At 41.0% G+C, this 21,150-nt stretch carries 15 protein-coding genes and 1 CRISPR repeat array; of the genes, 2 read left to right on the plus strand and 13 right to left on the minus strand.

The window, feature by feature from the left end:
* Positions 1-32 precede the first annotated feature (32 nt).
* From NRIC_RS14790 to NRIC_RS14825, 8 genes are all read right to left on the minus strand, one after another.
* Positions 33-2,765: a cation-translocating P-type ATPase gene (locus tag NRIC_RS14790; RefSeq protein WP_146623483.1), complete on the minus strand. Its 2,733-nt coding sequence runs from the start codon at positions 2,763-2,765 to the stop codon at positions 33-35.
* 156 nt (positions 2,766-2,921) lie between these two features.
* Entirely contained in the window at positions 2,922-4,205 is a 1,284-nt protein-coding gene (locus NRIC_RS14795; RefSeq protein ID WP_146623484.1) for an SLC13 family permease, read from the minus strand.
* 205 nt (positions 4,206-4,410) lie between these two features.
* The gene (locus tag NRIC_RS14800; RefSeq protein ID WP_146623485.1) at positions 4,411-5,580 is read right to left on the minus strand and encodes a sialidase family protein; all 1,170 of its coding nucleotides are present in this window, start codon (positions 5,578-5,580) and stop codon (positions 4,411-4,413) included.
* A 105-nt stretch (positions 5,581-5,685) separates the two neighbouring features.
* Positions 5,686-6,138, minus strand: coding sequence for a NanQ anomerase/TabA/YiaL family protein (locus tag NRIC_RS14805; protein WP_146623486.1), 453 nt, complete (start codon positions 6,136-6,138; stop codon positions 5,686-5,688).
* Between the two features lie 18 nt (positions 6,139-6,156).
* Positions 6,157-7,182, minus strand: a complete 1,026-nt coding sequence (gene pdxA / locus NRIC_RS14810; RefSeq protein ID WP_146623487.1) for a 4-hydroxythreonine-4-phosphate dehydrogenase PdxA — start codon at positions 7,180-7,182, stop codon at positions 6,157-6,159.
* Positions 7,183-7,236: 54 nt separating this feature from the next.
* The gene (gene dapA, locus NRIC_RS14815) at positions 7,237-8,133 is read right to left on the minus strand and encodes a 4-hydroxy-tetrahydrodipicolinate synthase (RefSeq protein ID WP_146623488.1); all 897 of its coding nucleotides are present in this window, start codon (positions 8,131-8,133) and stop codon (positions 7,237-7,239) included.
* 60 nt (positions 8,134-8,193) lie between these two features.
* On the minus strand, positions 8,194-9,351 hold the full coding sequence (locus tag NRIC_RS14820; protein WP_146623489.1) for an iron-containing alcohol dehydrogenase: 1,158 nt from the start codon (positions 9,349-9,351) through the stop codon (positions 8,194-8,196).
* Positions 9,345-10,604 carry a four-carbon acid sugar kinase family protein gene (locus NRIC_RS14825; protein WP_146623490.1) on the minus strand — a complete coding sequence of 420 codons (1,260 nt, stop codon included), beginning with the start codon at positions 10,602-10,604 and terminating at the stop codon, positions 9,345-9,347. Before NRIC_RS14825 ends, NRIC_RS14820 begins: the two co-directional genes overlap by 7 nt.
* Before the next feature lie 168 nt (positions 10,605-10,772).
* On the opposite strand from NRIC_RS14825, the gene NRIC_RS14830 reads away from it, so the two are divergent.
* Positions 10,773-12,557, plus strand: a complete 1,785-nt coding sequence (locus NRIC_RS14830; protein ID WP_146623491.1) for a sigma-54-dependent Fis family transcriptional regulator — start codon at positions 10,773-10,775, stop codon at positions 12,555-12,557.
* Between the two features lie 72 nt (positions 12,558-12,629).
* On the opposite strand, the gene NRIC_RS19340 is transcribed toward NRIC_RS14830, so the two are convergent.
* Entirely contained in the window at positions 12,630-12,800 is a 171-nt protein-coding gene (locus NRIC_RS19340) for a hypothetical protein (protein WP_175580118.1), read from the minus strand.
* A 122-nt stretch (positions 12,801-12,922) separates the two neighbouring features.
* Here NRIC_RS19340 and NRIC_RS14835 point away from each other — a divergent pair, with 122 nt between their 5' ends.
* A complete protein-coding gene (locus tag NRIC_RS14835; RefSeq protein ID WP_146623492.1) occupies positions 12,923-13,684 on the plus strand; it encodes a MerR family transcriptional regulator in 762 nt (253 codons plus the stop codon).
* Positions 13,685-14,112: 428 nt separating this feature from the next.
* Positions 14,113-15,138: a CRISPR direct-repeat array (repeat unit 36 nt; unit sequence GTTTTACCGTTACTGATTTCTTGAGAGTACAAAAAC).
* Positions 15,139-15,179: 41 nt separating this feature from the next.
* Here NRIC_RS14835 and csn2-St read toward each other — a convergent pair.
* The 4 genes from csn2-St to cas9 form a co-directional block, all read right to left on the minus strand.
* Positions 15,180-16,226, minus strand: a complete 1,047-nt coding sequence (gene csn2-St, locus NRIC_RS14840; RefSeq protein WP_146623493.1) for a CRISPR-associated protein Csn2-St — start codon at positions 16,224-16,226, stop codon at positions 15,180-15,182.
* Positions 16,226-16,534: a CRISPR-associated endonuclease Cas2 gene (gene cas2 / locus NRIC_RS14845; RefSeq protein WP_146623552.1), complete on the minus strand. Its 309-nt coding sequence runs from the start codon at positions 16,532-16,534 to the stop codon at positions 16,226-16,228. The genes csn2-St and cas2 overlap by 1 nt, the downstream gene beginning before the upstream one ends.
* Before the next feature lie 11 nt (positions 16,535-16,545).
* The gene (gene cas1, locus NRIC_RS14850; RefSeq protein WP_146623494.1) at positions 16,546-17,448 is read right to left on the minus strand and encodes a type II CRISPR-associated endonuclease Cas1; all 903 of its coding nucleotides are present in this window, start codon (positions 17,446-17,448) and stop codon (positions 16,546-16,548) included.
* Between the two features lie 180 nt (positions 17,449-17,628).
* Positions 17,629-21,039: a type II CRISPR RNA-guided endonuclease Cas9 gene (cas9, locus tag NRIC_RS14855; protein ID WP_146623495.1), complete on the minus strand. Its 3,411-nt coding sequence runs from the start codon at positions 21,037-21,039 to the stop codon at positions 17,629-17,631.
* Positions 21,040-21,150 lie beyond the last annotated feature (111 nt).

The following is a 21,150-nucleotide window of genomic DNA, read 5'->3' on the forward strand; positions in this document are numbered from 1 at the left end:
TTGGATCAACGGCTCCAGTGTCCACTTTACTGTTAGTTTTCTACAGAAAGGTGCTGCTCTTTTTCTTGGCTAGTCTCCGCCTTGCGTTGAATCAATTTAACGACTTCTACGATCGGAATGATCGAGAATGAAGCTGCCGCAACGGTTGCCCATTGACTAACATTCAACGTTGCCACACGGAAAATGTCATTCAATCCAGGAACGATAATAATGACCCCCATCAACGCAAAAGACAATAGAATTGCCCAGTTAAAGGCTTTATTGCGAAATGGTCCGACCTTAAAAATAGATTGTTTGACCGATTTGACATTAAAAGCATGAAACAGCTGCATAAAACCAAGTGTCGCAAAACACATCGTTAAAGCATCCGCGTGCTGCAACGTATAAAGTGCCTGTGTCGAAAGCCCTGGCATATTCATCGCCGTGTGTGCAGGATACTGCAACGCAAACCAGTAAACGAATAAGGTAATCCCGCCTTCCAAAATGCCTTGGTATACGATACTGCTAAACACCCCGCCAGAGAAAAGATTAGAATTACGGCCTCGTGGTTTATGACTCATCAAGTCCTTTTCTGCTGGCTCCATTCCTAAGGCGATCGCCGGAAAGGTGTCAGTGACCAGATTGATCCACAATAGATGGATCGGCAGCAACGTATCCCAAGCAAACAAGGTGGCAATGAACAGCGTTAATACCTCGCCTAAATTGGCTGCTAACAAGTATTGAACCGTCTTTTGGATATTGGAAAAGACTTTTCTTCCTTCCTCTACGGCAACTACGATCGTGGCAAAATTATCGTCTGCTAATACCATATCAGAGGCGCCTTTAGAGACCTCGGTGCCAGTGATCCCCATTCCGATACCAATGTCCGCCTGTTTTAAGGATGGCGCATCGTTTACGCCATCGCCGGTCATGGCCACCACTTTGCCCTCTTTTTGCCATGCTTTAACGATTCGAACCTTGTGCTCTGGCGAAACCCGTGCATAGACAGAATAATCGTAAACCTGTTCGGCAAATTCTTTATCCGTCATTTCATTCAATTCGGCGCCAGTCAACACAGCTTGATTGTTTCCAGCTCGAATAATGCCCAAGCGAACGGCAATGGCTTCCGCAGTATCTTTGTGATCACCGGTGATCATGATCGGTCGAACACCTGCAGATTTTGCTAGACGTACCGCTTCTGCAGCTTCTTTTCGTTCAGGATCGATCATGCCCACCAAGCCAGCAAAAATCAAGTCGTTCTCCAGTTCCTCCGACGTGAGTTCCGCTGGGAGTTCATCCAGGTATTTGTAGCCCATGGCCAACACTCGCAGGGCTTGCTTAGCCATGTCCGTATTGTTGAACAGGATTTCCTTTCTTTGCTGCGGAGTCATAGGGAGTTCCTGGCCTTGAGACAAGACGCGAGTGGTTCGCTCAATCAAAACATCCGGCGCTCCCTTGACGGCAACAAAGTATTTGCCGTTAGCCAGTTCGTGAACGGTACTCATTAATTTCCGCTCCGAATCAAACGGCAATTCTCCTACCCGACGCTCTTGCTCCAGACATTTCTGCAAATCCAGTTGATGGTCTAAACCAAACTGGACTAGGGCCGTTTCCGTAGGGTCTCCAATCAAACTGCCGTCCTGGGCAACTTTTGTGTCATTGGCATAATTCATGATCAGCAACGCCTTGTTCGTTAAATCAATCGGCGCGTTCGCCGACACCTGATGAAAATCGTAATATAACTTTTCAACTGTCATTTGATTCAACGTCAAGGTGCCGGTTTTGTCCGAAGCAATAATGTCAGTACTTCCTAGTGTTTCGACTGCCGGCAGCTTGCGAATGACTGAATTGCGTTTAGCCATGACTTGTGTGCCTAGAGCCAGAATGATCGTAACGATCGCTGGAAGCCCTTCAGGAATTGCTGCCACCGCTAAAGAGATCGAGGTCAACAACATGTCGACAAATGAAGTTCCGTTGATTACTGTTCCAACGACAAACATGATAACTGCGATGACGATGATCGCGATCGTTAAAAATTTGCCCAGTTCATTCAAATTATTCTTTAAGGGCGTCTCCGTTTCGTCGGCTTGTGCCAACATATCGGCGATTTTCCCCACTTCGGTACTCATCCCTGTGTTGACAACGACTCCTTTTCCTCGCCCATAAGTAACGTTGCTGTTGGAAAAGGCCATGTTCACACGATCCCCGATCCCAACATCGCCGGCCGGCAAAACAGTCAGCAGCTTTTCGACGGGAACGGATTCTCCTGTCAAGGCTGCCTCTTCAATCTTTAGAGAAGCGGCCTCCAATAATCTTAGATCTGCTGGAACGACATCCCCCGCCTCAAGCAAAACGATATCTCCTGGAACCAATTCATCGCTCTTGATAGACAGCGTATGCCCATCTCGCAAAACGTTGGCGTTAGGGGTAGACATTTGCTTCAGCGCTTCGATGGCCTGCTCCGCTTTAGACTCCTGAAACACACCCATGATCGCATTGATCACTACGACTAGCAAAATGATGATCGAATCGACCACCTCATGCGATACGATCGCTGAAATAATCGCTGCGGCCAGTAAAACCAAAATCATAAAATCCTTGAACTGTTCGGCAAACTTGACCAACAGACTCTTTTTCTTGCCCTCCGCCAATTCATTTTTACCAAATTGATCCAATCTTATTTGCGCTTCCTTAGCACTGAGTCCCATCGGTGCAGATGCCACTTCAGCTAAAACATCTTCTGTATTCAAGGCATAAAATGCAAGATTTTTTTGTTGTTCTGTCATACGTACCTCCTATTTTTATAAAAAAGAGACCTGTATATGTTTGTTAAACATACACAAGTCTCACCGTTTAAGACAGCACCAGAAATTTCTTTCAGGATTGGTGATGCTGTCGCAGCTTACGCTGCCAGTTACTCCCTCATGTGGCAATATAAGAATTTAGCTCAGCGGAAACATAATAACTGCTCCGACACAAAGAGCGAAAATACGAATCAAGTACATTGGAACGGAATACTTCCAAAATTCCGGCAGCTTGTATTTACCCATGCCTAAAATCATCGCCGGCAGCCCATCAACAGGCATGTATCCGCCGTTCCAACCGGAAATAACTACTGCTGTAGCCGCTGCGACTGGATTTAGACCTAAGCTTAGACAAGTAGCGATTGCAATCGGAGCAAAGATGTATACTGAGCCCATATTGGAACCGGTGAAAGTCGCACAAGTGCTCGTCAACAGCGCAAAAACGAAAATCAGCAAAAACGGAGGAATGTTGGTCCCCAAAGCATCAGCGACTGCATCTCCGATCAAGACCGTAAAACCAGAATTAGCCAATGCATCTGCAACTCCGATTACCCCGGCCATCATCAAGATAACTGGTGCACCCATGTTGTCGCGGACCTCCTTGAAATCAAGCACATTGATGATCAACAGAATGGCTCCGGCAACTCCTGGAATAACATAAGCTGCTTCTCCTAATGTGCTCATCAGCATCATCCCTACAACACTAATAGCAAACAAGAAGATCGTCAGGTTTTCCTTCCACTTCGGCATTTCAGCTTTGGCACTTTCTTCCACCACTGCTTCATCTCCTGAATCAGTGTCGACCGCGTGATCCGGCAGCAAGCGATAAGCTAGTAAGCTCCAAATCAGAAAGCCCATCGCTAAGATAAAGTTTACGATCGCAAAGCGCGGCATCGAAAGCTCCGCAGTATGGCCTGCCGTCTCTAATACGCTGACCGTCACTCCGTAACATAAAGCAACATTGAAAGGGACCAACGGATGGTTCGTGGCGAAGCCTAAAGGCATCATTAATTTTGAGTTTGGCAACTTTTTATTATAAGGAATCATGGAAACTAACGATAAAATAAGTACATAATACCCAGTTGATCCAGTTCCCGTTAGACTCGCGCCCAGCATCACGACGATCAACAAAAGAACGTAGCTTTTATACCCGCCGCGATTGACCAGTGCAACCATCGTCGACTGGACCTTGCCAATCAAGCTGGTCTTCATCAGTCCCGCCATCACAACCATAAATCCGGCCACCATAATAACGCTTGAATTAATAAATCCGGCAAAAGCCTCCTGCACAGTAGATAATCCTGTAACGACTAATAAAAGACAGGCCATAATCGGTGGTGCGCCAAAAGCAAATTTGTCTGACATGATCATCACAATCATCAAGACTAAAATACCCAAGGCAAGAATCATTTGCATTGTCATTTTTCCTTCTCCTCTTTCGTAACAAATTTTTTGGTGGGTCGTTTCTGCTGAAAAAGGTTTCTGATTTGAGGCCAAAATCGAATACGGCCTAGGCAATTCTTCATCCCCCAATGAATCGTTGCGTTCATTTTCCAATTTCGTATAAATAGCAGAAACAACCCCTCCAAGAACAACTTTAATTTTCTTTTCGAATCAGTCTGTTTGGTTAATCGACACCCTCACCGGAAGTCGGATTGTACAAGCTTTCTGCTTCACGTTTTTCTCCAAACAATTCTTCGACAGTAAAACGAACATATTTGACACATAGTCGATTTTTATACGCATAAACCAAATGCAGCATGCCTTTACTATCTTGATAAAGCGTCGGATATTCATGCTGTGAATTGTTTGATTTATTTTCCAAACCAATGTATCCTTCTGCTGGTTCAAATACTCTGCCCAACGGCCACGTTTTTCCGAAATCTTCAGAAACAGAAACCGCGACAGGATTTCGCAGACCCGGCCAAGCAACCTTGCCAAATTCAGCATTGTTAGCCGCATTCACATTGTAAGCCAAAGCAATCTCTCCAGACTGCAGCTTGATCGCACTGACACTCGCATTATTATTCGGCAGGACATTTGCTTCAGGAACTGTCCAAGAATCCCCATAATCATGAGATTCGCTGGTGTAGACATGATCTGCAAATCGGCTGCGCATAAAGGCTACCAAGTGGCCCTCTTCTACCTCAATCACATTAGCATGCACTCGACCATTGCTTTCAGGCATGCGAACAGCCTTCCAGGTTTGTCCTTCATCGTCAGAAAGTTGGAATTCTGTCGGATCATTGGTTAATCCTTCTGGTGAATCTTCGCATAGCCAAGTGCTGAACAGCCAACGTCCATTGCTCAAAATTTGGATCGCTTGTCTTGAGAAGGTTCCCTCGTTTGCAAACAAAACCTCAGGCTCTTGCCAGGTTTGTCCTTCGTCCTCTGATTTTTGGACCATAATGATCGAAGTGAACTGCATGTTGTCTTTTCCTTCTTGACGGCTGACCTGAGAAGTATAGATCAACCAGATCTGTCCGTCTGGCGCCCGGAAAAAAGCAGGATTTTGTTCACTGCGGTCGACACCCTTTGAAACGGTCTCTGGTACCGACCACACTTGTTTGTCTGGATCCAGTTTTGATACGACGACCGAAATATCGCCGCTGCCTTCAAAACTGCCGGCAAACCAGGCGCATAATAGACCTCCATCGTTTGTTTCGATCAATGCGGGAGCATGGGCAGTATTGTTCCCGCCAGTTGGGATCAACGCAAAATCCACATTCATAAATTCATCTCGGTACACGATACCATTCGGTTCTGATTGTCTGACACTTGGTAATTTTGTTGCCATGTTAACATCCTCCTATTGTTTATATTGATTTTTCAAAATTGAAAAATTTGACCATATGTTAGCGGATACAGTTTACTTTAAAGAATCAGTCGCCTGATTCCCTTTTCAATTGCCGTCAAAATCCAGCTTGATGACTGCTTTGCGAAAATTTAGCGGTCGTTCAATATGGAAAACGGCTTTGTGTCCATCCCATGGAAAACAGATATAAGCCGATCCTTTTGTCATTTTCAACACGTGCTGCTCGGCACCTGAGAATTTTTGAACATCCTTTTCCTGGTCATAAGCCGTGCTCTCTGTTAGATCCTCAAGCTTACTCCACGCCAGATATTCATTACCGGACAACACCAGTTGTACGTCTACGTATTTCCGATGTGCCTCAAACTGTGCTGTCTGGCTGGGTTTAGTTTCCCCTTCCTGGAAGAAGAGAAACCCGCCATCAAATAAATAGCGTTGGCCAAGCAGAGGCTCTTCGATCTGCGCCATTGCTGCAAGTGCGTTGGGTAATTTGGGGAGCAGTTTTTCATACTGCTCCAGCCGGTCAAATGTATCAATAATCATACTATCTCCTTTTGGTGCTTATGAATTTTCAGCTAAGCGAATGGCATAATCGATGGCATTCTCTAGACTTAGCTCGCTAGCCGTCCATTTGCCTGCTTGATCAAAGGCTGTCCCGTGGTCCACGGATGTTCGAATGATTGGCAGGTTCAGTGTGATATTGACTCCTTTGACTGCTTCCCATGATTGAGTAGCTTGGTCATAAACAAATCCCAGCAGCTTTAACGGAATGTGTCCCTGGTCATGATACATCGCAACAACGATATCGTACATTCCGCCATTTGCCTTAGAAAAAACAGTATCCGCCGGCAAACTGCCGAAAGCCTGAATCCCTTCCGCTTGCGCGGCCTCCACGGCTGGATTGATCTCATGAATCTCCTCTTGGCCGAACAAGCCATTCTCACCACAGTGAGGATTCAACCCTGCAACAGCAATCCGCGGCTCCTTGATCCCTAGATTCTTGCATGCTTTATCTGCGATCCGAATAACATCCAACACACGCGCTTTGGTCGCCCGGTCGCAAGCCTCTCTTAACGAAACATGCGTCGAGACATGCACCACCCGAAGATTGCCATCTGCCAACATCATCGTATACTTCTCAGTTCCCGTTAGATCCGCGTAGATCTCAGTGTGTCCTGCATAATGATGTCCTGCTGCATTCATCGCTTCTTTGTTCAATGGATTTGTGACAGTGGCATCGATCTCTTTTTCCATCGCCAACTCAATCACCTTTTTTACATATTGAAAGGCGGCATTCCCGCCGATCTGCGAAACTTCCCCGATCGGCAGTTCAGCAAGCTGCACTACCCCTAAGTCGATCAAATCAATGGTGCCGAATGTAAACTTGCCCTCACTTGGTTTTTCGACAACATGAATGTCAAGATCCAGTTCGGGATGCTGGTCTAAGTAATAGGTCAGTACACTTTTGTCTCCAACCAAGACGGGACGACTTCTTTCATACAATGCCGGTTTGTTAAACGCTTTGATCGAAATCTCCGGTCCAATTCCTGCAGGATCCCCCATGGTGATACCGATGATTTTTTTCATTGTCTTACCTCTCCTTTTGCGAAAGCCTTTTGTCGCTGCTTTGCTTTTCAAAAACTACTTCATGCCCTTTTCCTGATTTTGTGCGATGACCTTTTTCAATGCTTCTGTTGCCTGATCCGATACCTGATTAAAAGGTGCGCGACAGTTGCCCACAGGGTAGCCCAATAAGCCAACGGTATGCTTCACGATCGTATTTGGATTGCCATATTTGAAACAATCTCGGAAAGAGCGGATCGAATCTTGATAACTGCGCGCTTCTTGTGTATTTCCTTGTTGATATTGTTCATAGATTTGCGCCATCACATAAGGATAGATATTCGAACATCCAGCGATTCCGCCCTGTCCACCTGCAAACAGCGTCCATAAGATCAATGAATCATTGCCAGACAGGACAGCGAAATCCTCGCGATCCCGTGTTTGTTCGATGTATTGCAGGATATTGTCAAAATTGCCGCTGCTGTCTTTGACGCCGACGATGTTGCTGATTTTGCTTAATCTGCCGACTGTTGCCGGTGCCAATGAATTGCCGGTCCGTGCCGGAATATTGTATAAAACGATTGGCATATCGACACTCTCAGCCACGGTTTTAAAATGAGTGTAGAGTTCCTCTTGGGAAGCAGCCGCAAAAGAAGGGGTAATGATCGATAAAACATCGACACCGATCTCTTGGGCTTTTTTTGACAAGCGAATCGTATCCGCCGTACCAATCAGACCCGTTGAAGCATACACGGGAACACGTCCATTGACTTCGTCAACCGCCACTTTCATGATTTCAACTTTTTCTTCTTCCGAAAGAATATACCCTTCGCCATTCGTACCGAAAACAAAGATCCCATGGACTCCGCCAGCGAGGATCCGATTGATCTGAACCCGCAGTTCCTCATAATTGACGCTTTCGTCTTCTTTCATCGGTGTCAGAATCGGACTGATGATGCCATTGATTTTTACCATTTACTTGCTCCTTTTTGGTGTGTCTTATTGAAGAGGAACGATTGATTCCCCATTGTATTTTTATAAAATTTCTAAATAGATCTTTTTAGCATCCTCTGGCGTGACCTCTCGTTTATTGTTGACTAATAGACGGGTGACCTCCATGCCTGCGGCGACCAAACCATCTAAGTCCTCTGAGGGTACATTAAAGGTCTTCAGGCTAGTCGGGATCTCCAATACCGTGACGATTTTTTCCAGTTGATTGATCATATGCGCAGATTTTTCGGCAATAGACAAGCTTTGGTTGCCTCCCTTAATTACCCGATCATATGCGGCGGCTAATAACTCTTTGATCGCTGGTTCGTTGAATTTCATAACGGGTGTCAAAAGCATCGCATTGGATACGCCATGAGCAATGTGGTATTTCCCGCCTAATGGATAGGATAAGGCGTGAACAGCAGTGGTTCCTGATGCAGTGATTGCTACACCAGCATAAAAGGAGCCTAGCAGCATGTCACTTTTCGCCTTCAATGCCTGCGGATCGGTGCAAGCTTCAATGATGTTGTTCATGATCAAATCCAGTGCTTCCAGCGCAAAGGTGTTGCTGATCGGATTGGCTTTTGTTGACGTAAAACACTCGATTGCGTGACACAGTGCATCCACACCAGTCGCAGCAGCAATCGGCTTAGGCAGATTTTTGATCATTCGACTGTCCAGGATCACATAGTCTGCGATCATCTCTGGATTAACAATTCCGATTTTTAAATCTTTTTCTGGGACTCCAACGATACTGTTTGGTGTCGCTTCAGCACCAGTCCCGGCCGTCGTTGGGATCATCAGGCTGTTGACCTGCTTCTTCGCCAACAAAGGATTTTCCAGCAAATCTTTTACCTGATACTCGTCTGTTGCCAAAATGGAAGACAGCTTGGCGACATCCATGACGCTGCCGCCGCCGATAGCAATGATAAAGTCGGCTTGCTCCTTTTTAAATAGATCTACCATCGACTGTGCTTCGTGATAGCTTGGTTCTGCTGGGATGTCGGAAATAATCGTGTAGTCGATTCCGGCTTTTTCAATGATCGTTTTTGGCAAGTCTACTAAGCCAGTTGCTAAAATTCCTTTGTCTGTAAACAAAACGATCTTTTTCACATCGCTATTGATAATTTCTGCTAATTTTTCAAGTGCATGTTCTCCCGCGATGATGTGTTTTGGCATTCTTAACTGATATTCGGTCAGCATATTTCTCCTCCTATGGTTTCGTTCAGACGACTGATTTCTTCAAACAATTCTTCATTTCCAAACCCGCCTGATTTCGTAATGACTTGCCGTGCTTTTTGGTTCCATTCGATAGTGGATAACACGATCCCGGCATTCAGTTCAGCCAGTGGGCGTATAGTCTTGACCCCTAATACCTGCATCGATTGAAACAAAGTATCTCCACCGGTAAAAAGAAAAGTGTTCTCCGAGTGACTGGTCCATAACGCCTGGGTAAGCTCTCCTAGAGATTTCCCGATACGAAACCGATAATCAGAGACTGGCAGGCTTTGTTCAACGCTGTAAGTTTTAATGCCTGACATCGTCTGCTCGCTCAAGGTTTCAAAGACCAATAAAGAATGTCCCTGCATCAGCTTCAAATAACGCTGGATTTCCTGTTTTCCCTCTGGCTTAGCCCAATAACCCGGCTGCAGCAGCTGCTGCGGTGTCAGTGAAATTCTGGGATATGCCTTTTTATCTGCATGTTCGATCTGCTTTTTGGTGATAGGGTTGACGCTCCCGCAAACGACGACTAGCGGTTTCTTTAATGTATAGTTGCCAACTGCAGTTCTTGGAAAAAGCTGCTTGGCTACCATTTTGGCAAACCCTGCACAACCGATCGTCACTGATAGCAGATTCTCATCGTGCAATGCTGTCAGCTGATTCTCTAAATCACGATCCGTTTGCGCATCGAACACTAAGACACCTTGTTTATTATGCGGAAGTTCGGACCCTTTTACTAGTTTGGCTTTAATTCCCGCCTCTTGTTCCAATCGACGAATCAGATTGCTCTCAGTCACGGGTTCAAAGGGGTCCTCGGCAAAAACACTTTCCGCAACCAGCTGTTGATCAATATAAAGATCCCCGTCAATCAGGACACGTTTCATTTCAGGATAGGCCGGCAAAAAAGGAATGCTCTTTGCTTGGCTCGCATCTAAAACTGCTTTGACCTCCGCACTGATATTGCCTCGCAAAGCCGAATCGACCTTTTTGTAAATGTAAGGGATCTTCTCGCGTTGAGCGCTTACAATAATTCTAACCATTTGCTCGTATGCTTCCTCAAAGCTTACATACCGGCTTTCTGTGTTGATAACCAACACTTCCACCGTTTCCTCTAACTCAACCTGAGTCAAATCCGTTTCTGTTGAAACCAATGTATGGATTCCTTGATTGGAAAATTGAACCCCCGTATCAAGAGCTCCTGTAAAGTCATCTGCAATGACTAATAATTTTAACATTCGTTCACCACCTTGGATTTCATGGTTTCATTTTATGCTCTTTGAACGTGCTAAGATAGGAAAAAAGACAAAAAAACGTTTAATTATGAAACGTTTTTGAAATTTACCTGTATTTATCACCATTATCGTATTACTATTGTTACTATATGAAACACACGGAGGGGTTACATGGTCAAAAAAATTAGTGTATTAGGTATTGCTCCTTATGAGGAATTAAATCATTCCATGCATGTTGTCAGCGAACAATTTGCGGATATTCAGACAGATATCTATACTGCCGATCTTGAGGAAGGACAGCGATTGGCGATCGAACATTTCAATCAGGGATACGATGTGATCATCTCTCGAGGAGGAACAGCAGATCTGATCCGTGAAGTTGTCGCAATTCCCGTGATCGACGTCTCGATCTCCATTTATGACATCCTGGGCGCTATTCGATTGGCTGAGAACTATACGGATAACTTTGCGGTTGTTGGCTATTCCAGCATCACCGAGATGGCTCATCTACTTTGTGACATTTTAGGTTATAAGATCAAAATCATTACGTTGACGGATACGGTCGATGCAGGCAAGACACTGGACGCTCTTGCTGAGGAGCACTACGAAATGATTCTTTGTGATGCCATCACGAACCGTTTAGCGTTGACTCGGTCACTGAATACTATTTTGATCACTTCAGGATTTGAAAGTATCAAACATGCCTTTCAAGAGGCGCTGACGATCGCAAAATATTTGAAGCAGGCGAAGCATGAGTACCATGTTTTGGCACAAAGCATGAGTCATCAAAGACCAGATCGGTTGATCCTTGACGAGCATTTTCAGATTCAGTTTTCAACACTTTCTTCCCCTTTGGAACAAGCTATCCTCTCCTTTTTACAGACAAAAAAGAGGACGGAAGAGGAAAGCCATTACTATACGACGATTCGGGGGAAAGCTTACAGTATTGAGCTCAATCGCTTGATAGTCGATGAACGACACTATTTCAACTGCACCATCAATGCTTCCACACCCCCAATCGTCGGCAGCCGCCTAGGCGTTCTTTATCAAAAAAAGGCGGAGGTAGAAGAGGCGTTTACTACAAAGCTGTTATTTTCAAAATTTATTCAAGCATCTACTAAACAAGAGCTGCAGAAACTGGCACAGTATTACCAAGCAATGATTGTCTTTGGCGAAACGGGAACAGCCAAATCCAGCATTGCCTATCAGGCCTATTTGGTGCAAAAAACGCACACAAATTATTTGATTTCAATCGACTCCAAGCTGATCAATGACAAATTATGGAAGTTTTTAGTCAATCCCGGCAACGGCCCTTTGGTAGACATTAACAACACGATTTTATTTGAGCACGTTGAACAGCTTTCATTACAGGACATCGACCGGCTGATTACTATAATCAAAAACACCCGGCTGCTGCAAAGAAATCACGTGATTTTTACGTACGATACAAATCATGCTGCCGACAAGCTGATTTACGACCGATTACTAACAGAATTAAATTGTGCGAGTATTTATGCCCCCTCACTTAAAGAGCGTAAAAACGAGCTAAGTGTGATCACCACCTTGCTGTTGAACAAAATGAACATCGAATGCAACAAAGAAATCATGGGATTTGATCCAACTGCCATCAAAGACTTTCTAGCGTTTGATTGGCCAGGAAATTTGAATCAGCTGCAAGCGGCCATCAAAGAATTGGTCATCCATGCCGCGACTCACTATATTACGGAACATCAAGTCAGTGAATTGCTGAAAAAAGAACGAATGATTCAATCTTTTTCAACTATCAATCAAACACCGATGACTTTGCAGCATACGGCAGAGCAGCCTACGCTGTTTGATTACAGCAAGCAAATTATTTTGAATGTGTTAGAGCAAAACAACGGCAATCAGACAAAAACGGCTGAGCAATTAGGGATCAGCCGAACGACCTTATGGCGTTATCTGAAAGATGATTGATGCACGTAAAAAGACTGTGATAAAAGCGTCTATTTCCGTAAGAGCTGCTTCAGTCATACCGATTTTGCGTTTTTAAGAGACTATGACCGTTACGTCACAGCCTCTTACATTTCCGGCAGCATTTATTCCTATTTCAAAAGCGGACAGCGGTCGTTGTGGTTTTTCCTGCGACGTTTTTGTATCAAATCGTTTCACCAAATTTTTCATGACGATGGACAATGATAGTCGTGTTTTTTCGTTCATCTCTTTCCCTCCAATCCGTGATTGAAGATTCCATTTAGCGAAAAAAGAGGTGGGTAATGTAGGGTAGCAGTACAGAAAAAAATTTGCTAAAGTGAAAGATAGCTTATTAAAGGAGTAAGAATATGCCGTATTACACATCAGAGGTGGCCAAAATGGTCAGCCTTCATCCCAACACGATCCGAAAATATGAGGAGTGGGCATTGATCCCTAAACCAGAACGAGCTGCGAATGGGTATCGCCTTTTTACCGATTATCATGTTGAATTGATCCAGCTGGCACGGATTGCTTTTCAAATCGAGGTGCTGCAATCTGGATTGAGAAGAGAGATGGCTGAAATGATCAAAAAGCTAGCCACTTACGATTTTGCAGGTGCCAAAGAGGGCATTCAGCACTATCAGGCGCTAGCTGATTTGGAGGTCGCGCGGGCCTATGAAGCCATTGCGATTGTCGAAGACTTATTATCAGGGGATACAGCTGCACAAACCTTGTCACTCACCCGCAGTCAGGCCGCCGAATCTTTGGGTGTCACCGTGGATGCTTTGCGCAACTGGGAACTCAACGGTCTGCTGCAGATAAAACGTTCTGTGAATGGGTATCGTATTTATACGAGCGAGGATCTGCGGCGGCTCAAGGTGATTCGGACACTGCGTTCCGCGAATTATTCTTTAGAAGCCATTTTGCGGTTGTTACTGACTCTGGAGCAGCAAAAAAATGCCTCCATCGAAAAAGTGTTGGATACACCCCATCCAGATGAAGACATTATTGCAGTCTGTGATCGGCTGCTGACCTCTTTAGCTAAAGCCAAAGAAAATGCGGTCGTCATCGAACAACGGATCGCAAGCCTAGAAAACACTTATCGTAAAGAACAAAAAAGTGACCGATGAGAGAAAACTGCTGCCTGATTCGTATTTTCTTCCGAGCTATAGCTTGTCAAAATGTCACTTAATGTTGTTGCACATACTAGTCCAACTGCTAACCTGCGAAATTTTTCATTGTGTTTTTCTCCGTTTTTGATATCTCCACTTTAGTAAAACCGTATTGAAAGCAAATCGGTTTTCTGAAAATCCGGTGTAAAAAATTTGTGTAGATTTTTAATTCTCTGCTTTTTTGTTTACTTTTAATATTGAGGTATGCTCGTAAACTTTAGAAAATATGACTGTACTAAGTCAAAATTTTAATTTAGAAAAATGCAAAAAGTCAGTTTATTGTGCGGTAATTTTGTCAGCTAGACATCACAAAGACTTGACTTTATGATCTAAAAAAGTTTTCAAGAGTATAAAATATTATAGTCAATAAATGCAAATGATTCAGAATTTCAACGTTACTGATTTCTTGAGAGTACAAAAACTTAATAGCTTATGCGGAAGCCAGCAATGGAGTTTTACCGTTACTGATTTCTTGAGAGTACAAAAACGACTCAACTTGAGTCAAAACATGATTAACAGTTTTACCGTTACTGATTTCTTGAGAGTACAAAAACGACTCAACTTGAGTCAAAACATGATTAACAGTTTTACCGTTACTGATTTCTTGAGAGTACAAAAACAGAACCGGCAATAGGTCAATAAGCGACAGCGTTTTACCGTTACTGATTTCTTGAGAGTACAAAAACAAGGTCAAATCATCACTCTTGAAAAAGCAGGTTTTACCGTTACTGATTTCTTGAGAGTACAAAAACATGATGATCAAATCCTTTCGAATGGGTTATGTTTTACCGTTACTGATTTCTTGAGAGTACAAAAACATGGTAAAGAATGTGGACAATGCTTCTTTGGTTTTACCGTTACTGATTTCTTGAGAGTACAAAAACTCCACCCCAGCGCCGATAAAATTTGCAACGGTTTTACCGTTACTGATTTCTTGAGAGTACAAAAACCTGTTGCATAGCTTGGCACCTGCCATCTATGTTTTACCGTTACTGATTTCTTGAGAGTACAAAAACGTGCGATTTTTAATATTATAGGTTCAATCAGTTTTACCGTTACTGATTTCTTGAGAGTACAAAAACAGGTGGTAAATTAGTAGTATAAAACAATTGGTTTTACCGTTACTGATTTCTTGAGAGTACAAAAACTGGCAGGCAGGTGATGGAATGAAAAGGACAGTTTTACCGTTACTGATTTCTTGAGAGTACAAAAACACTTCTGGAATCCACCAAGAAGTAAACCCTGTTTTACCGTTACTGATTTCTTGAGAGTACAAAAACACAGGGTACTTTTAGCCGAAAGGTACTATAGTTTTACCGTTACTGATTTCTTGAGAGTACAAAAACAATTCTACTGTTGCTATTGACTCTCATTGGGTTTTACCGTTACTGATTTCTTGAGAGTACAAAAACCTCAAACGGACGTCTCCATATTGAAATTTTCGTATTTTAAGTTAGCTCAACAAAAATTTTAATTCTAGAGATGTCAATTTTTCACCTAAATCCGTACATTTTATCTTCATATGACAAGGTAAAAGTTGAGCAACCACTTTTAATAATATCATATCTTTACTCTTTAAGTACACTTCTCCTGATGAAGAATCCCATCCAATGTATGGGAAAATTCGATACAATGATGTAATTAAATTTTCTGAAGAATAGGAAAAATCGTTTGGATAATAATTACCTATAGAATCAGCCAAAACATGGAAATGTGGTAATTGCTGATACGTTTCGTAGACTAAAATCGTATTAGAAATGTCTTCTGCTTGGTAATGAAGATCTAAATAATCATCACTCATGATGAACACATGAAGCAGGTTAGTGTCTTCCGAAATTTTTTTCAACTTCTTTAGAAAAAGCGAGAAAACCCTTTTAGAGATAAATGCATTGGGATTATTAATCCATAACCAAGTTTTTTTCTGTGTTTTTTCAATTTCAGTCCTTAATAAAGTGCAATAATCATCTATCAGCATAGTGATATCCATCATATCGATTGGAAAGACTATATCTCTTTCACTGAAACTAAGCTCCAGAAAATGTTTTACCATTTCTTTGTATGTTATTGATTTGATAACTGGGTATACATGAGTCAGTGTACTTGCAAAGTTATTTTGCATACCTATTTCCATCTTTAAAAAATCATCATTCAACATTTCCAAGTGCTTCGTCAATTGAAAATCATTTTCTAGTGAATCGATAAATTTTTGCATCATACTTCCTTTTGTATAGCGATATTGTTCCAAAAAACTTTCTCGGCAATCAAGAAAATACATAGGTAAATCTTTTGCCTTCATATGCCTTTCGTCGCATTTTATGACGATACCATCATCACCATAAACATTCTCTTCCAATTCTGATAGATTTTTACCTGTACAAAATCGCTTTAGTCCTCGGTATAGTTTCCATTTAATCTCATGATTTGCACCAAAAATATAGGTTAGATTTTCTCCCTCAAATTCAAGATATTTTCCATATTCATATTCAATTGCTATCTCCACTAAATCACCACCAACTTTTGATTACCGATGACTTGTTCTTGATGTCCTTTCGTACCAACTAAGAGTTGCATATCTTCAAATTGCTTCTCGCTAACATACAGAAGTCTCACTTCGCCTATCCGAGGAATCATCCTCTTCAAAATATTCTCGTATTTCCTTCCTGCTGAACGATTTGGAACAATTCGATAATAAATCGAATATTGCAACATAACAAATCCATTTGCCAATAATTCCTTTCGAAACATTCGGTATGCACGCTGTTCCTTTTTAGTCTCCATTGGCAAATCAAACATACATAAAATCCTCATTTTCTGGTACCTCATCTTTCTGCCCCCATAAAATCCATCAATGAAACAGGATGCGCTTTGTTGCGCTCTCCAGAAATCGCTTTCAAAAAACTGCTAACATATTTTTGCATAACTTGATCCACACTGCTCTTTTTTGATAAATAGATCATTGGTTGATTAAGAAAATCAATGATTGTCAGCCGAGCCTCGTAGGTCAAAAACTCATATTCGGATAAGATATTTTGATCAATCCAATAATCCATGATTGGACGAAACGGTTCCATTAAATCGTCTACTAAATTGAAGGAGTTATACTCATTTTTGTGAAAAATACCTAGCATTGTCATTAATCCTTGACCGACAACGATTCTAGCCATTGCTGCACGAAGAATTGCGTACCCATAATTCATAGCCCCATTTACCATACAGTCATTATCCCTTGAGAAATCAACTCCATAAAGAGAATTAAAATACACTTTAGCCACATGCCCCTCTCGATTACTGTAATCTCCAGGTTGAAGTTGATTGTAAAGTTCTATCATTATTGAAAGACGTTCTTCGTTTATACCTTTGTATTTTGCAAATTCAATTTGGTTCAATATTTTTTGCCCTACAATGTCTTTCCATAGGAGCCTTTTTTTCTCCTCTAACCAATGAACTTGCTCAATTACCCGTTTAGCACAGTGATGATAATTTCCGTAATTCAACAATAATCCAGTCGGTAGATATTTATTGTCACAAACAACTAAAACGATATTGTATTTGGTAAATTGTGATAAGATATTTGTTGTGATTGAAGTATTCCCCTCTATAACCACCATACTAATATCCGATAAAGGAATTAAATATTTCTCTCCTCGCTTGAGTATTTCTAGATTATCTAATTTTAATTGTAGCCGTTCACTTTCCTTAATGTGCACAATGCGCCATGTCATATAATTCCCCCACTTCTATAAAGCTTTAAATATGCTTGTTTTTCAAAGATTCTTTTAAGTTAACCTAAAAATTAAAAACCCACTCAACAAGTTGAGTGGGAAATTCGGCATGAAGCCTTATTTTTGTAGATTCTCAAAAAATCAGTAACGGTACGAAGCGTCCTTCGTACTTTAATATTATCAATCAACAAAAGCAGTGTCAACAATATTCTTAGGATACTTTCCTTCTTTACTGATGTAATGTGGATTTCCCAATATATCTGTATTTGTTTTTAAAACTTTATAACCCTTTCGTGTAAATTTCTTTACAAATTGTCCATTGGGCGTTACTTGCCCATAGAATCCTACAATTTCTTTTGAATCAAATTTTGACCTATCAATTGGTTTCAATTCAACATATCCATTTACGTTTGGCATCGTTCTAGATCCAAATAAAAGCTCAACATATTCATCACTCTTTGTATCAATAATTTTTATCCGATCTCCTCGATACAAAGACATTAAAAATTCAGACTCTTCTCCCACTCCTTCTTCCATCTTAATTCTCTGATAATCTTCATTCACTATTCCATATTTTCCATTTTCATATTTAAGATCGGAATATTTGATTCCCATGATCTCATATTCTTCTGTTTTATCGTTATAGTAAACATCTGTTCTCCAAGGTTTCAGTGATTGTAGAACTACCTTTTTATTTTTAGCATTTTTTGGAGTAATCTCGATCTTTGATCCCAATTTGCTATCATAGTATTTCAAAGATTTGATCGCTGGTCCATTATTTTTCCTAGCATACTTTGTTACAGGGCCATGTTCTTTACGGTAATATTCAAAGGGACTTACTGGAACCACTTTTACTTTGCCGTTGTCTTGGGGTACTTCGATAGTATCTGGATAATCGATCATTATTTTTTCTAGCTTTTCAAATGTTTTAGGATCCAATTGTTGCATCAGGAATTTTGTTTTGTCTTTGTCATAAATTGATTTGAACTTTTTGTAGTCTTCGATTCCATAAATATTTTTTATTTTTCCTAAAACGTAATCTTGAGGTTGTTTGTCTTTTCCAATCATCGCTAAACGTGTGGTATAAATCGTTGCATCACTGACTTTTCGATTCATTTTTTTATCTACCTGATGATGAAATTTGATTTTGTCATGCATAAGTGAAACATTTTCAATAAAGTGAGCATAAGGCAACTGATACATTTCCTCTTTGTATATCTCCTCGTCCAAAATCTCCCCTGTTTTTAAATCAATAGTATTTTCATTGACTTTCATAGGAATAATTTCAGCATTTCGTTTCCAGAGTTTTAACATTGGTGTAACAGCAACAATTGTTGCATCGACAGCATGGTGATGATGAGTTTCACGCGATTTATTTAACCGCCAAATATCACGCAATTTGCTAGTAAGTTTTCCTCGAACAACTGTAACCTTTGTTCCTAGATTTTTACTGTGAACAAATTGCTGCAGCTCATTTAAAACTATTCTTGAGGCATATCGGGTATCAACCAAATTTCGGGCAATAAATCTTTTTCTAACTTCTATATCGTTAATATCTTTGACAAACTCGAGGTTGCGTTTTTTTGCTGGTGATATACGGGAATTAGATTTTAACATTGCTCGCATGGACTCAAATCCTTGACCCTTCCCAGACTGCATAAATCCGTATGGTGTTTGCTGGCCCTTTGCTCGATTCATTTCGCTGTAACAAAGAACTTTATTATTTTGTCCATCATCGTAGGAAATTGAAGCTGGAATAATATGATCTATGTCAAATAAGTGATCATTCCAAAACAGTTCTTCTGCACTGATTGTTTTTCCAGAATAGAGACATTTACCGTGTTGCTGATACCACATTCGAATTTTCATACGTAATTTTTTCCGCTTGTACAATTGATTTTTTAGTTGTGAATCACTCACATCGGCTAACTCCTGAAATTCTTGAAGTGCTTTCTCTTTCTCTTTCTCATTGTCTTTTTGGAACTTTTGCATTTGCTTCTTTTGCTCAACTTCATCTTCTGCATCATCACGGGGCATTTCAATTACTAAATAGTCTATGTTAGTATATTTTTTTATCAACTCATTAAAGATATCCATCGATTGCTTGACTGACTTTTTAACAACAGGATTGAAAATGTTCTCAGTCAATTTATTCACATTAATTTTTTTGGTATTCTGATAATTGGTTTTATTCTCGTGAAGCAACCCCAAATCATTGAGGATGGTCATTTGCTCTTTCGAAGTATTCAAGAGCTCTGGAATCAACAGCTTCATTGTCTTCAAGGAAAACCGATGCCATTTTTTATTGCTCTCAATTTTAAAAAAGACTTTTAAATTCAACAAATGTTCAATTAGATCATTTGTCAAAAAAGTGTACTTTTTATTAAGTCTATTAAGCTCACGTCGAATTTCTCCATTCTCAGTGTTTAAGGTAATAATTCTTCCGATCTCATCTAAAAACGTAGTTGGCCACTCATTGATCTCAATACCTAACTCCAAAAATTTATTTCTAACTGTTCGATAAACCTGCATCGAATGAAATTCTGGGTTATCCTTTCGATCGATTCGGTAGCCAGAAATGTCGCAAGGCTGCGCATTCGTAATTTTTCCAATTAATTTTATCATGTTTGGTTTTCTGTCAGCGATTGTAACTTCAGTGATAATTTGCTCTTTTTGTTCAGTAGAAAGTTTTCCATCTTCTAGCGTTGCTATTTTTAAATTGTTTAGGTCATTGAGTAGATTGTAAAGCTGTGCTGTATAGGAATTCCCTGCAGCTCTAAACTCATCAGGGAAAATTTTATCTTTCCCAATAAGTATTTCAAATAAATTATTTAGATTTGTACCATCCGTTCGATAAATTCCATAATCCGTTCTCGATTTTTCCGAACCCGGACCAATAAAATAGTCTCGTTTTCGAGCGATGATTTTTAATACCTGATCAATGAACTCTGAAGAAGTTTCTTTATGGAATTCTGCCTGTTTGTTCAACAAGCATTCGGCCTCTTTCAAATAGGCTGCGTTAGGAAAAACATTCATTAGCACTTCTGAATTGTCTTCGTCTAGATCCGTAATTTGCCCTCGTATTTTTCCGTACTTTTCCAATCGTTCGAGTTGAATTTCTGCCGGTGTCATCTTATTTAACAGGACTTGGTTAATAGCAATACTTTCTTTATACACACTGCTATTTTCACCCTCTCCTTCAAGGTCTCCCAAATCATAACTTATGCCTCGACGCTTGACTAGATGCAACAATGCCGCCGAAATTTCCTTCTTTGTTAGTTTCTCATGTAATCCCTTTACTCTTAAATGATAAGGTGTGGTATCATGACATTCACTTTTATTAGGAAGCTTATAGTTAGATAACAGATTTTTCAAATCCTTTATTCGATTTTTCCTTCTTCTCAGAAGTCGCCGCGATTGACGAAAACTTCGTCTTTCTTCATTCTTAGATGCTGTCCCGCTTGAGAAAATAGAGACTCCAGATTCTAGAATTTTACCATTTTTGTTATTTACTATTGACCATCCTACAGAAGAGATTCCGATATCCAGACCAATATTTACTGGATCATTATTTTTTACCTTTTCTGCCATATATACCCCCCATTTTGCATTTTTTGAATGTTTTTTATACTTTCGTAAAAAATGATTTAACGATTGAATTTTATTTATTTGAAAACTTTGAGCAAAATATTTCGATTTATT

Source organism: Enterococcus florum (assembly GCF_004309355.1).
Classification (GTDB): Bacteria; Bacillota; Bacilli; order Lactobacillales; family Enterococcaceae; genus Enterococcus_A; species Enterococcus_A florum.

Bases quoted from the DNA above. Each gene is read 5' to 3' on its own strand.
- NRIC_RS14795 (WP_146623484.1), bottom strand. From the start codon at position 4,205: ATGACAATGCAAATGATTCTTGCCTTGGGTATTTTAGTCTTGATGATT.
- NRIC_RS14825 (WP_146623490.1), bottom strand. From the start codon at position 10,604: ATGTTAAAATTATTAGTCATTGCAGATGACTTTACAGGAGCTCTTGAT.
- NRIC_RS14830 (WP_146623491.1), top strand. From the start codon at position 10,773: ATGGTCAAAAAAATTAGTGTATTAGGTATTGCTCCTTATGAGGAATTA.
- NRIC_RS14790 (WP_146623483.1), bottom strand. From the start codon at position 2,765: ATGACAGAACAACAAAAAAATCTTGCATTTTATGCCTTGAATACAGAA.
- NRIC_RS14835 (WP_146623492.1), top strand. From the start codon at position 12,923: ATGCCGTATTACACATCAGAGGTGGCCAAAATGGTCAGCCTTCATCCC.
- pdxA (WP_146623487.1), bottom strand. From the start codon at position 7,182: ATGAAAAAAATCATCGGTATCACCATGGGGGATCCTGCAGGAATTGGA.
- dapA (WP_146623488.1), bottom strand. From the start codon at position 8,133: ATGGTAAAAATCAATGGCATCATCAGTCCGATTCTGACACCGATGAAA.
- NRIC_RS14800 (WP_146623485.1), bottom strand. From the start codon at position 5,580: ATGGCAACAAAATTACCAAGTGTCAGACAATCAGAACCGAATGGTATC.
- cas1 (WP_146623494.1), bottom strand. From the start codon at position 17,448: ATGACATGGCGCATTGTGCACATTAAGGAAAGTGAACGGCTACAATTA.
- cas2 (WP_146623552.1), bottom strand. From the start codon at position 16,534: ATGAGGATTTTATGTATGTTTGATTTGCCAATGGAGACTAAAAAGGAA.
- NRIC_RS19340 (WP_175580118.1), bottom strand. From the start codon at position 12,800: ATGAACGAAAAAACACGACTATCATTGTCCATCGTCATGAAAAATTTG.
- cas9 (WP_146623495.1), bottom strand. From the start codon at position 21,039: ATGGCAGAAAAGGTAAAAAATAATGATCCAGTAAATATTGGTCTGGAT.
- NRIC_RS14805 (WP_146623486.1), bottom strand. From the start codon at position 6,138: ATGATTATTGATACATTTGACCGGCTGGAGCAGTATGAAAAACTGCTC.
- NRIC_RS14820 (WP_146623489.1), bottom strand. From the start codon at position 9,351: ATGCTGACCGAATATCAGTTAAGAATGCCAAAACACATCATCGCGGGA.